This is a genomic window from Alsobacter sp. (genome assembly GCF_059501845.1).
The window spans coordinates 600788-613584 of record NZ_JCACDK010000001.1 but is presented as its reverse complement, the minus strand read 5'-3'; the positions used below and the strand labels follow the sequence as shown (position 1 = coordinate 613584).

The window sequence follows — 12797 nt, the reverse complement described above, 5'->3', positions numbered from 1 at the left end:
AAGGTCTCAGGCGGCCTGCAACTGCGCCCTGAGCTTGATCTCCGACACGGCGATCTCGGCGAGGTTCCGCAGCACGATCCGCTGCCCCGTGTTGAGGCTGCGCGGCACCGTGTCGGCGATGCAGACGGCGCCGATCCGCACGCCCCCGCCGAAGTCGAGCGGGGCGCCGGCGTAGAAGCGGATGAAGGGCGCGTTGTTGACCATCGGGTTCCGGGAGAAGCGGCCATCCAGCCGCGCGTCCTCCACCACCATCACGTCCTCGCCGAGGATCGTGTGCGAGCAGAAGGCGTCCGACCGAAGCGTCGTCTCCACCGGCAGTCCGATCGAGGACAGGAACCATTGCTCGTCGCGGTCCACCACCGACACGAAGGAGATCGGTGTCCTGAAATGCTCCAGCGCGATGCGGCTGATATGGCCAAAGGCGGCGACGCCGGCGCCGCGCAGATGGGCCTGGGCGGACACGGCCTGCAGGCGCTCTCTCTCGTTGCGGGGCATTTGCATGTCGGCTCCGGTCGGGCTCATGGCGGCCCTTTCGCCGTTCCGGTCTGCCCGGCATGCAGGCGACAGTAGTGCCACTGCGTTTCCGAAAGCTGAAACTGTACACAATCTCGCCTAAGAAGGATTACGGACCCCAGCTCGCCAGAGCCGAGCAAGTTGTGCTGATATATATACTTGAACGTTTGCCGTGCGTTGGGCAGTTGACAGACGCGTTCTTGACATACCTTAGCCTGCTCCACCTCACTTGTGATCGCACAAGGGCGAGCGGGAGAACCGCGAGGGAGCGCATGAATCTGATTATCCGACCCGAGCGACCCGGCGACGAGGACGCAATCCGGACCGTCACTCTGGCCGCATTCGCCGGGCACCCCCACAGTGCGCAGACCGAGCACCTGATCATCGAGCGCCTCAGGACCGCCGGGAAACTGGCCGTCTCCCTCGTGGCGGCGGAGGACGGCGTCGTCATCGGCCACATCGCTTTTTCCCCCGTCCGCATCGGCCTCGCCAGCGAGGGCTGGTACGGCCTGGCGCCCCTGGCGGTGGCACCCCGCCGCCAGAACCGGGGCATCGGCACGCGGCTCGTCCGCGAAGGCCTCGCGAGCCTGAAGGAAAAGGGCGCCGCGGGCTGCGTCGTTCTCGGCGAGCCCGGCTACTATGGCCGCTTCGGCTTTTCCCCCGATCCCGCCATCACGCTTCAGGGGCCGCCGGCCGAATACTTCCAGACGCTGTCGTTCGGCCCGGACCGGCCTGAGGGGGAGACGTATTTCGACGACGCCTTTGCCGAGAGCTGAGCTACCGCAAAAAGGCTTGGCTCACGTTGGGTTGTGCCCACTGGAAATGTCGCGATCGAGATGTAGTCTTCCGGCCTCCCGATACCGGAGTACGCATCGTCATGTCCATCGACCGTCGCACGCTGCTCGCCGCCGGCGCCGCCAGCGCCGCTGTGCTCCCCCTGCCGGCCCTGGCCAAGGCTCCCCTCGCAGGGCCGGTGAACCCGGCCTACCGCTTCAAGGTGGGCGAATTCGAGGTCACCGCCATCTCCGACGGCTATATCGACCTCGAACTCGGCATGTTCCCCAAGAGCACGCCGGACGAGACGGGCAAGCTGCTCGACAAGTCATTCCGCGAAAAGACAGGAAAGATCCGCTCCTCCGTCAACGCGTTCGTCGTCAACACCGGCGACACCCTCGTGCTGATCGATTCCGGCACCGGCAGCGTCATGGGCCCGTCGCTGGGCCACGCACCCGCACGGCTGAAGGCGGCGGGCTTCGACGCCGACGCGATCGACGTCGTCCTGTGGACGCACATGCACCCCGACCACGTGAACGGCATGACCGACGCGTCGGGAGCACCGCTCTACAAGAACGCGCAGGTGCTCGTGCGCGACGATGAGCTGAAGTTCTGGACCGACGAGGGCATCGCCAGCCGCGCTCCCGCCGAGGCACAGCCCTTCTTCAAGCTGGCCAGCAGCGTGGCCAAGACCTACTCCAAGTCGACCAAGCCCTTCAGCAAGGATGTCGAGCTGGTCACCGGCATCACGCCGGTCTTCCTCCCCGGCCACACGGTGGGGCATACCGGCTACCGCATCACCTCCGGCAACGAGACGCTGCTGATCTGGGGCGACATCGTCCACGCACCGTCGCTGCAGTTCGCCAAGCCGGACTGGTCGATCGCCTTCGACACCGACCAGAACCTCGCGGCTGACAGCCGGCGCAAGATTCTGGACCAGGTCTCGACCGACAAGGTGCTCGTCGCCGGCATGCATCTCGACTTCCCGGCGCTGGGCTACGTCGTGAAAGCCGGCGAGGGCTACGAGTACGTCCCGGCCCGCTGGAAGCTCGACCTCTGAGGAGGCCAGGCCGGGCGCGCTTGCAGGCGCGCCCGGACACCCTTGCCGCGCTGCGCGTTGGAACGCGGCGGGAGACTGCTACATCCTCCCGCATGGAGGTGAGCGCATGGGCATGATGATCGACGGCGTCTGGCACCGCGACGACGGCGTCTGGGCGCAGGGCGACGGCCGCTTCGAGCGCAGGCCGACCACGTTCCGCAACTGGGTGACCGCCGATGGTGCCCCGGGCCCCACCGGCGAGGGAGGCTTCGCCGCCGAGCCGGGCCGCTACGTGCTGTACGTTTCGCTTGCCTGCCCCTGGGCACACCGGGCACTCATCTTCAGGCAGCTGAAAGGCCTCGTGGAGGCCATTCCGGTCTCGGTCGTGCACTGGCGGATGCTGGAGGACGGCTGGACCTTTGAAGACGGGCCGGGCGTCATTGCAGATCCCGTGTTCGGGGCGAGGGTGCTGAGCGAGGTCTATGCGCGGGCCGACAGCGGCTTCACAGGCCGCGTGACGGTGCCGGTGCTGTTTGACCGGCAGACCGGCCGCATCGTCAGCAACGAATCCTCCGAGATCATCCGCATGCTGAACTCCGCCTTCAACGGTGTGGGCGCGGCTCCGGGGGACTTCTATCCCGTGGCGCTCAGGCCGGAGATCGACGCGGTCAACGAGCGCGTCTACGCGACGCTGAACAACGGGGTCTACCGCGCCGGCTTCGCGCGCACCCAGCAGGCCTACGAGGAGGCGATCGCGCCGCTCTTTGCCACGCTGGACTGGCTGGAGGAGCGGCTCTCCGGTCAGCGCTACCTTGCCGGGAAGACGCTGACCGAGGCGGACTGGCGCCTCTTCACGACGCTGATCCGCTTCGACGCCGTCTATGTCGGCCACTTCAAGTGCAACGTCCGCCGGATCGCCGACTATCCCGCGCTGTCAGGCTACCTGCGCGAGCTCTACCAGTGGCCCGGGATCGCCGAGACAGTCGATTTCCGGCACATCAAGGGCCACTATTACGAGAGCCACCGCAGCATCAACCCGACCGGCATCGTGCCCGTGGGTCCCGCTCTCGACCTCGAGACGCCGCACGGGCGGGGCTAAGGGCCCACCTTTGTGATCCCCGGCGCGCCGGAGGCGCGGGAAGGGGATCCCGAATTTCAAGGGCGAGCACCCGTGATCGGCCGCCCCTGGATCCCCTTCCCCTCCGCCGCTGCGCGGCTCCGGCCGGGGATGACAGGGAGGGGCCGAAGCGGCTCAGCCTCAGCCTCTCACCCTCTCATTGGCGGGGTCGTACAGCGGACGCAGCGAGACTTCGGCCGGGACGCGCTCGCAGGCGACTTCCAGCTCGTAGGTGCCGCCGAGGACGAAGGCCTCATCCACGCCCTCGGGGCGGCCGGCATAGCCGAGCCCGATCGAGCGGCCCACCGTGTAGCCGAAGCCGCCGGAGGTAAGGTAGCCGACCTGTTGGCCGTCCCTGAAGATCGTCTCGCGCCCGAGCAGCACGACATCGGGTGACGCGCTGAAGGTGGCGAGCAGCCTTGGCAACGGCTTGCCCGCCCGCTCCTCCAGGGCCGCTCGGCCGAGGAAGTCGCCTTTCCCCGGCTTGCGCACCGCGAAGGCGAGCCCGGCTTCCAGCGGCGTGCTGTCCGGCGTGATATCGGCGCCCCACGCCCGGTAGCCCTTCTCCAGCCGCAGAGAGTCGATGGCACGGTAGCCCGCGTCGGCGAGGCCGTGCCGCGCCCCGGCAGCCTTGAGCGCGGCGTAGACCCTGGGTGCGTCATCGACGGGAACGTAGATCTCGTAGCCGAGTTCGCCGACATAGGTGATGCGGAGGACCCGGGCCGGTGCGTCCGCCACCCGCATCTCGCGCACATGGCCGAAGGGGAAGGCCACGGCGGACACGTCATCCCCGGTGATCGCCTGCAGGATGGCCCGTGCTTCCGGCCCCATCAACGCCAGGCAAGCGAACTGCCCGGTGACGTCGGTCACCGTGACGTCGAGCCCGTCGGGCACGTTGGCGCGGATCCAGGCGAGGTCGTGAGTGCGAAAACCCGTGCCCGTGACGAGAAAGTACCGGTCCTCGCCGAGGCGCGCGACGCTGAGGTCGCACTCGATGCCGCCCTTGTGGTTCAGCATCTGCGTGTAGGTGAGCCGCCCGGCGGGGCGGGTCACGTCGCCGGCCGCGATCCAGGAGAGCGCAGCCTGCGCGCCGGGACCGGACACCTCGAACTTGGCAAAGGATGTCTGGTCGAACAGCGCGGCCCGCTCGCGGCAGGCACGATGCTCCTCGCCGACCCGGGCGAACCAGTTCTGGCGGCCATAGCTGTAGTGGTCCCGTCTCTCGACGCCCGCCGGCGCGAACCAGTTCGGCCGCTCCCAGCCAAGCTTTTGGCCGAAGACGGCGCCGTTCTCCTTCAGCATGGGATAGAGCGGCGAGTTCAGCAAAGGCCGCGCGCTCTCGTATTCGTCGAAGGGCCAGGCCATGGCGTAGTGTTTGCCGTAGGCCTCCAGCGTCCGGGTGCGGACATAGGCGTCGTCGGCGTGGATGCCGGAGAAGCGCCTGATGTCGACGGCCCACAGGTCGAGCGGCTGCTCGCCGTCGATGACCCACTGCGCCAGCGCCCACCCTGCCCCGCCCGCCGAGGCGATGCCGAAGGCGTTGAAGCCGCAGCCGACAAAGACGCCGCGCGTTTCCGGTGCCTCGCCGAGGATGAACACGCCGTCCGGCGTGAAGGCCTCCGGGCCGTTGATGAACTGCTTGATCCCGGTGCTTTCCAGGACCGGCGTGCGCACCAGCGCCTGCTCCATGATCTGCTCGAAGTGATCGAGCCGGTTCTCGAGCAGGCTGAAGTGGAAGTCCTCCGGGATGCCGTCGAGGGCCCAGGGGATCGGGTTCGGCTCGTAGCCGCCCATCACGAGGCCGCCCACCTCCTCCTTGTAGTAGATGAGGCGGTCGGGATCGCGCAGCGTCGGCAGGTCGCGCGGCGCCCCGCAGGGCTCGGTCACGATGTACTGGTGCTCGACGGACTGCACCGGGATCGTCACCCCCGCCATCCGCCCGATCTCGCGCGACCACTGGCCGGCACAGATGACCACCTTCTCGCAGGCGATGACATGCTCGCCCACGTCCACCCCGGTCACCCCGCCATCCTTCAGGCGGATGCCGGTGATGCACGTGTCCTCGACGATCCGCACGCCCCGCATGCGGGCGCCCTTGGCGAGCGAGAGCGTGATGTCGGACGGGTTGGCTTGGCCATCGGTGGGCAGGAAGGCGGCGCCGACCACGTCGGAGACATCCATCAGTGGCCAGAGGTCGCGCGCCTCCGAGGGGCTCAGCAGGTGCATCTCCAACCCGAAGGAGTGCGCCGTGGTCGCCTGCCGCCGGATCTCGACCATGCGCTCGGCATTGCAGGCGAGACGCAGGCCGCCGTTCATCTTCCAGCCAGTGGCCTGGCCCGTCTCCTGCTCCAGGGTGCGGTAGAGCTCGACCGAGTATTTCAGGAGCTTGGTGATGCTGGCGGACGTCCGCAGCTGCCCGACGAGACCCGCAGCATGAAAGCTGGTGCCGGAGGTGAGCTTCTTGCGCTCCAGCAGGAGCACGTCCTTCGCGCCGGCCTTCGCCAGGTGGTAGGCGGTCGAGCAGCCGATGATGCCGCCGCCGACGACAATGATCTCGGCCTGTGCGGGAAGGCTCATGACCGGCTCTCCAGCCAGTCGAACCGGGCGACGGCATCCGCCAGGCGCTGCCGGTAGTCGAGCGTGTAGGAGCGGTAGTCGAAGTCGAGCGACGAATGGAGCTCCGACACCATGCTCCACAGCGTCTCGCGCAGCAACGATGTAGCGCGCATCGCCGAGTAGGACCGCCAGGCCGCGTCGCCCGGAGGTTCGCCGAGGTACAGCGCCAGCATGCGTCGCTCCGCCTCTTCGTCGAAGCCGCTGTTCGACGCGAGGTTGGCGAGATCGAAGAGCGGGCTGTTGTAGCCGGCATAGTCGTAGTCGATGAGCCAGAGCCTTTGGCCGTCGTCGATGAAGTTGGCGGCGAGCAGGTCGTTATGGCCGAAGACGATGGAGACCTGGCCCAGGCCGCGCTCCAGCCGCTGGATGAGGCCGAGCATCCCGCCCGCCTCCTGCGCCCAGTAGCCGCCGGCATCCTGGATGGTGCGAATGTAGTTGCGCACCACGTGAAAGGGCCAGAAGGCGAGCGCCGGCCCGACGAACTGCGCGCCGACTTCCGTATGGCAGCGCCTGACGAGGCCGAGGATGTCGCCAAGGCGCGCGGGGTCGCGCACGTCCTCGGGCGCCAGCGGACGGCCTTCGATATAGCGCATCACCAGCGCGCCCGGCTCGGTGTAGACGACTTCCGGCCCGATGCCGGCGGCATGGGCGGCACGGGCGGCGGCGCGCTCGTGCTCGCGCACGATGAGATGGACGGGAATGTCGTTCCCGACGCGCGCGACGAAACGCTGGCCGCGATCCGTGACCACGAAATTCCGGTTGGTCAGGCCACCGCCCAGCGGCTCCGGATGGACCGGGCCAGACCAGTAGCCGAGCGTTTCAACCGTGAAACGCGCGAGCTCCATTGCCTCCACCCGTCCAGACATCCCTGCGGTCCTTCCCTTGCATGGGCGTCACCCTTCAGCGGGCCCGCTGGTCACTCCTGGGGGCCGTGCTTGCGGCCGAGCGACCGGCTCAGAGCCGGCCGGCGAGGGCCTGCTCGAAGAGCTTCATGGCGGCCGCCTTGTCGAGGGGCACCGGGTTGCCCCCCGCCGTCGGATCCTCCGGCGACATGTCCGACATCAGGTCGAACTTGGCGTCGTCCACGCCCAGCCCCGCGAGCGTGTGCGGGATCGCCAGTTCCTCGCGCAGGGCCAGAACCCAGTCGAGGAAAGGCTGGTAGCCCGGCTTCAGTCCGAGCCAGGCCGACAGGCGCTCGATCTTTGGCTCGATCGCCGGGCGGTTGAACTGCAGGACATAGGGCATGAACACCGCATTCGTGAGCCCGTGATGCGTGTCGTAGAGTGCCCCCACCGGATGGGACAGCGCGTGTATGGCGCCGAGCCCCTTCTGGAACGCCGTGGCGCCCATGGCCGCCGCCGACATCATGTGGGCGCGCGCCTCGATGTCGGTGCCGTCGCGATAGGCGCGACCGAGATTCTCCTTCACGAGCCGGATGCCCTCGACGGCGATGCCCTCCCCCATCGGATGGTAGAAGGGCGAGCAATAGGCCTCCAGGCAGTGGGCGAAGGCGTCCATGCCCGTCCCGGCCGTGATCTTCGGCGGCATGCCGACGGTGAGTTCGGGATCGCAGATCGTCACCTTCGGCATCATGCCGGGATGGAAGATCACCTTCTTGGTGCGTGACGCCTCCTGGGTGATGACGCCCGCGCGACCGACCTCGGAGCCCGTGCCGGCCGTGGTCGGCACGGCGATCACCGGGGCGATGCCCTTCGGGTCGGCCCGCGTCCACCAGTCGCCGATATCCTCGAAGTCCCACATCGGCCGCGTCTGCCCGGCCATGAAGGCGATGACCTTTCCGGCATCGAGCGCCGAGCCGCCACCGAAGGCGATGACCCCGTCATGCCCGCCGGCGCGCAGCACTTCGAGGCCCGCCGCCACGTTCGACTCGACCGGGTTGGGCTTCACGGCGTGGAACATCGCCGAGCCCAGCCCCGCTTCCGCGAGCGCGGCCAAGGCCTTGGCTGTCATGGGCTGCGTGGCGAGGAAGGGATCCGTGACCAGCAGCGGGCGAGCCATCCCCACCTCTCGGCAGATCGCCGGGAGCTCGGCGATCCGGCCCGCGCCGAAGCGCACCGCGGTGGGGTAGTTCCAGTTGGCTTTCAAGGACATCGGCAGGGTTCCGGAATCTCGACCAGAAGTTGAAGTCTTGCTCGTCCGCACGCGTCAGATGCGGCGGAGATGATAGCTCTTCGGCCGCGTCAGCATGGCGTAGCCGATCTCCGACAGGCTGGCGCCCCGGCCGGTGTCCTTGACGCCGGTCCAGGCCAGCGCGGGATCCAGATAGTCGCAGCGGTTCATGAAGACGGTCCCGGTCTCGATCTGCTGGCCCAGGTGGAGCGCGGCCTCCTCGTCCGACGTCCAGATCGCGGCGGTGAGGCCGTAGGGGCTGTCGTTCATCAGCCGCACCGCCTCCTCGTCGCCGGACACCTTCATGATGCCGACGACGGGGCCGAAATTCTCCTCGACCATCACGGACATGGAGTGATCCACGCCGGTCAGGATCTGCGGGGCGACGTAGGTGCCCTTGCCGTCGTCTGCGGCAAAGGCCTTCGTGTCGATGTGGGCTCTGGCGCCTTTCGCCAGGGCCGCGGCGATCTGCGTGCGCACGACGCCTGCCCCCTTCACGGTCGCCATGGGGCCCAGCGTCGTCGCCTCCTCCAGCGGGCTGCCGAGGACATAGGTCCGCGTCAGCGCCACCGCTGCCTCGACGAAGCGGTCATAGAGGCTCTCATGCACGTAGATGCGCTCGATGCCACAGCAGCACTGGCCCGAATTGAAGAAGGCCCCGTCCACCAGATTCTCGACCGCGTGCTCGAAATTGGCGTCCGCCCGCACATAGGCCGGGTCCTTGCCGCCGAGTTCCAGGCCCAGCGACGTGAACGTGCCCGCCGCCGCGCGTTCGATGGCACGCCCGCCGGCGACCGATCCCGTGAAGTTGGCATGGTCCACGGCGCCGGAGGACAGGATGCGCGCCGTGTCGTCATGCGTCAGCACGAGGTTGGCGAAGAGCCCCTCCGGCAGGTCGGCGGCCCGCATGGCCGTCTCGAAGCGCTCGCCGACGAGGATCGTCTGCGCCGCATGCTTCAGGATCACGGCATTGCCCGCCACCAGCGCGGGAACGATGCTGTTGACCGCGGTGAGGTAGGGGTAGTTCCAGGGCGCCACGACGAGGACCACGCCCAGCGGCGCGCGCTCGATGAACCGCGTCAACCCCTCCTTCGGCTCTGGAACGACCGGCTCCAGCGCCTCGTCGGCGAGCGCCAGCATGCCGCGCACGCGCTCCTCGAACGGCCTGAACTCGCCGCCGAAGCGCACCGGCCTGCCCATCTGCAGTGCGAGCTCGGGCACGACCTCCTGGTTCATCGCCAGCATCGCGGCGAGGAACGCCTCCATCTTCGCCTTGCGCTCGGCCAAAGGCACCTTGGCCCACTCGGCCTGCGCCCGCCGCGCTGCAGCCAGCGCGGCATCGATGCGCTCCGGGCTGGCCGAGGCGCGCCGCGCCACCTCGCGGCCATCGATGGGGGAGATGCAGACGATGTCGGGCATGATGTCCTCACTCTACCTTGTCATCCCCGGCGCGCCGAAGGCGCGAGAAGGGGATCCAGGCCATCCGTAACGGCCCGCCGCGAAGCTTAAACCGGGAAATCTGGATCCCCTTCCCGCCCCGCTGCGCGGGCCGCCGGGGATGACAGAACAGGCCTAGATGATCTCGAAGTAGCGTTCCATCTCCCAGTCAGTGATCGCCTTGCGGAACTCCCGCTCCTCCCATTCCCGGGTGGAGGCATAGTGGTCGACGAAGGCGTCGCCGAACAGGGAGCGGGCGGCTTTCGAGCCCTTCAACTTCTGCGCGGCCTCCCACAGCGTGCGCGGCAGGGCCCGTTCGGCCGGATGCTGCACCTCATAGGCATTGCCCATGATCGGCTCGCCCGGCTCGATCCGGTTCTCGATGCCCCACAGGCCCGAGCCGATGCAGGCGGCGAGCGCGAGGTACGGGTTGATGTCGGCCGCCGCGATCCGGTACTCGACCCGCTGCGACTTCTCCGAGCCGGGGATCACGCGCAGCGCCGTCGTGCGGTTCTCGACGCCCCACGCCGCGTCCGTCGGCGCCCAGAAACCCGGGATCAGGCGCGTGTAGGAATTGACCGTGCAGGCCACCATGGCCAGCAGTTCCGGCATCAGCGCCTGCTGGCCGCCGACATACCAGCGCATCTCGTCGGACATCGAGTGCGCGCCCTTGGGGTCGTGGAAGGCGGACTTGCCGGTCTTCACGTTCCTCAGCGAGGAGTGCAGGTGGCCGGACTGTCCGGGCCAGTCGCGCGACCACTTGGCCATGAAGGTCGCCATCCAGCCGCGCTTCTGCGCCAGGATCTTGGTGTAGGTCTTGAACAGCGCCGCCTTGTCCGCCGCCTTCAGGGCGTCGTCGACCGCGATTGCCGCCTCCAGCACGCCGGGACCCGTCTCCGTGTGCAGGCCCTCGATCTCGAAGTCCATGCGCAGCCCGAGTTCCAGCAGGTCGCGGTAGAAATCCGCGTGGACGGAACTCCGCAGCATCGAGTAGCCGTAGAAGCCCGGCGTGATGTTGCGCATGTCGCGGTAGCGCTTCTCGCGCACCGAATGGGGCGTCTCCTCGAAGAGAAAGAACTCAAACTCGGCCGCGGCACTCACCGCGTAGCCCATGTCGGCCGCCTTGTTCAGCACGCGGCGCAGCGTGCCGCGGGGGCAGACGCCCTCATACTGCTCGGCGAACTCGCCGAGGAAGAGGGGAAGGTCTTCCTCGAAGGGAATGAGCCGCATCGTCTCCGGCAGGAGGCGGACGGCGGCGTCGGGATAGGCCGTGTGCCAGCCGGTCACCTGGACGTTGTCATAGAGTTGGTCGTTGGAATCCCACCCCACGACGACGTCGCAGAAGCCGAAGCCCTTCTCCATCGCGCTCTCGAACTTGCCGCGGCTCATGTACTTGCCGCGGAAGATGCCGTCGATGTCGAACACGCCGACCCGAACATAGGGAAGGCCGCGCTCGCGCACGTAGGCGATCGCCTCGGCGGGGCTGGTGATGGCGGGTCTCTGTTCCATGGTCTCGTCCGTGCTCGGAAAGGAAACGGCGCGGGCGAAGACCGCCCGCGCCTGAAGGTGCCGTGGAGATCAGGCGCCGGTCTCGCCGACGGCCGCCTCGGCCTTGGCGATCTCGGTCTGGCGCTTGGCGATCATGTCGCCGATTGGCGGACCCTGGAAGCGGCGGCTCTCGATTGCGAACCACACGATCACCGCCAGCACGATGAAGCCGATGGTGATCTCGAGCGCCCAGTCGTTCGGCGGCTGGATGCCGGCGATGAAGATCACCACCATCGCCACAAGCGAGAGCCAGGCGACGAGCTTGAAGGTGCCCTCGCCCAGGTTCCACGGACCGGGTGCCGGCCACTTCGCCGTGCCGTAGGCGAAGATCCCGAGCGCGATCGGCAGCGCAAAGGACAGGAACAGGAAGATGACCGTGCAGGACACGACGATGGAGTAGGCCGGCGTGCCGGCAATGGTGATCGCCGAGGTGAACCACACGAACAGCACCGACAGGATGGAGCCGGTCCAGATCGCCGCGACGGGCGAGCGATGGGCGTGGCTCACCGTGCCGAGGCTGCGCGGCAGGCCGCCGTCGCGCGCGAAGGCGAAGATCATGCGCGAGACGGAGGTGACGGTCGCAAGGCCGCATAGGAATTGCGAGACGAAGATCGCGACGTAGAGGATGTTCTTCAGCGTCGGGTTCACCTGGGCGTCCATCGCCCAGAAGAAGACGTTCCAGCCCTGCTTGGCGGCGTCGTCCATGTTCGGGATCATGATGACGAAGGCGCACAGCATGATCCAGCCGAAGATGCTGGAGTAGAGCACGGCGTTGACCATGCCCTTGGGCACGGAGATCGCCGCCTTCTTCGTCTCCTCGGAGGTGTGCGCGGAAGCGTCATACCCGGTGATCGTGTAGACCGGCAGGAGCAGGCCCAGCACGAAAGCCATCAGACCGCTGACCGCCATGGGCCACACGGCGCTGGCACCCTCCGTTCCGGTGTAGTTCGAGAAGGTCCACAGCCGCGCGAACTCGTAGGAGGGCGCAGAGACGAGGCACACAATGGTGAGCGCCACCGCCGTGAGCAGGATCAGGTATCCGGAAAAGTCGGTGAGCTTGGCCGTCAGCCCGATGCCGAAGTGATTGATCAGGGCCTGCAGGCCGGTGATCACGGCGACGAAGACGACGCGGTGCGTCAGCGTGTCCTCGAGACCGAACATGGGGCCGAAGGCGCCGAAGAAGAAGTAGAAGGTGCCGACGTTGATGGCACCCAGCACGGTCACGAGGCCGAGCAGGTTCAGCCACGCCGAAAGCCATCCGGTAAAGCGGTTTCCGAGGATGGAGCCCCAGTGGTAGAGGCCGCCCGCCGTCGGATAGGCGGAACTGATCTGGGCCAGAGCAAGGGCGAAGAGCCCCGACAGGATGCAGCCCACCGGCCAGCCGATGCCGATGGCGGCCCCACCCGCGCCCGCCGTGGCCTGGCCGAGCGAGTTGATGCCGCCCGACAGGATGCAAATGATCGAGAAGGAAATGGCGAAATTCGAGAAGGAGCTCATGCGCCGCTCGAGTTCCTGCGCATAGCCCATGGAATGCAGGACCTGGAGGTCCTTTTTCTTGTCCTGGTCTGAATAGTCCCCTGTCACATCGTTCATGAAACCCACTCCCGTTTGTTCCCGGACCCG

10 protein-coding genes are annotated in these 12797 nt (G+C 67.6%); 3 read left to right on the top strand and 7 right to left on the bottom strand.

What is annotated here, in order from left to right; translation table 11 throughout:
- Window positions 1-6 precede the first annotated feature (6 nt).
- Complete coding sequence (locus AC5JCN_RS02815; RefSeq protein ID WP_495753481.1) at window positions 7-522, bottom strand: GAF domain-containing protein; 516 nt, start codon at window positions 520-522, stop codon at window positions 7-9.
- 263 nt (window positions 523-785) lie between these two features.
- On the opposite strand from AC5JCN_RS02815, the gene AC5JCN_RS02810 reads away from it, so the two are divergent.
- The 3 genes from AC5JCN_RS02810 to AC5JCN_RS02800 all read left to right on the top strand — a co-directional run bounded on the left by AC5JCN_RS02810 (window position 786) and on the right by AC5JCN_RS02800 (window position 3425).
- Window positions 786-1289, top strand: a complete 504-nt coding sequence (locus tag AC5JCN_RS02810; protein ID WP_495753480.1) for a GNAT family N-acetyltransferase — start codon at window positions 786-788, stop codon at window positions 1287-1289.
- 101 nt (window positions 1290-1390) lie between these two features.
- Window positions 1391-2347, top strand: coding sequence for an MBL fold metallo-hydrolase (locus AC5JCN_RS02805; RefSeq protein ID WP_495753479.1), 957 nt, complete (start codon window positions 1391-1393; stop codon window positions 2345-2347).
- A gap of 106 nt (window positions 2348-2453) precedes the next feature.
- A complete protein-coding gene (locus AC5JCN_RS02800; RefSeq protein ID WP_495753478.1) occupies window positions 2454-3425 on the top strand; it encodes a glutathione S-transferase family protein in 972 nt (323 codons plus the stop codon).
- Window positions 3426-3584: 159 nt separating this feature from the next.
- On the opposite strand, the gene AC5JCN_RS02795 is transcribed toward AC5JCN_RS02800, so the two are convergent.
- The 6 genes from AC5JCN_RS02795 to AC5JCN_RS02770 form a co-directional block, all read right to left on the bottom strand.
- Window positions 3585-6020 carry a GcvT family protein gene (locus tag AC5JCN_RS02795; protein WP_495753477.1) on the bottom strand — a complete coding sequence of 812 codons (2436 nt, stop codon included), beginning with the start codon at window positions 6018-6020 and terminating at the stop codon, window positions 3585-3587.
- Window positions 6017-6925 carry a choline/ethanolamine kinase family protein gene (locus AC5JCN_RS02790; protein WP_495753476.1) on the bottom strand — a complete coding sequence of 303 codons (909 nt, stop codon included), beginning with the start codon at window positions 6923-6925 and terminating at the stop codon, window positions 6017-6019. Before AC5JCN_RS02790 ends, AC5JCN_RS02795 begins: the two co-directional genes overlap by 4 nt.
- Before the next feature lie 88 nt (window positions 6926-7013).
- Window positions 7014-8171 (bottom strand): iron-containing alcohol dehydrogenase, encoded by a 1158-nt coding sequence (locus tag AC5JCN_RS02785; RefSeq protein ID WP_495753475.1) that lies wholly within the window; start codon window positions 8169-8171, stop codon window positions 7014-7016.
- A gap of 54 nt (window positions 8172-8225) precedes the next feature.
- Window positions 8226-9608 (bottom strand): aldehyde dehydrogenase family protein, encoded by a 1383-nt coding sequence (locus AC5JCN_RS02780; protein ID WP_495753474.1) that lies wholly within the window; start codon window positions 9606-9608, stop codon window positions 8226-8228.
- Window positions 9609-9761: 153 nt separating this feature from the next.
- Window positions 9762-11135, bottom strand: a complete 1374-nt coding sequence (locus tag AC5JCN_RS02775) for a glutamine synthetase family protein (protein WP_495753473.1) — start codon at window positions 11133-11135, stop codon at window positions 9762-9764.
- A 69-nt stretch (window positions 11136-11204) separates the two neighbouring features.
- Entirely contained in the window at window positions 11205-12767 is a 1563-nt protein-coding gene (locus AC5JCN_RS02770) for an APC family permease (RefSeq protein WP_495753472.1), read from the bottom strand.
- Between the last annotated feature and the right edge of the window lie 30 nt (window positions 12768-12797).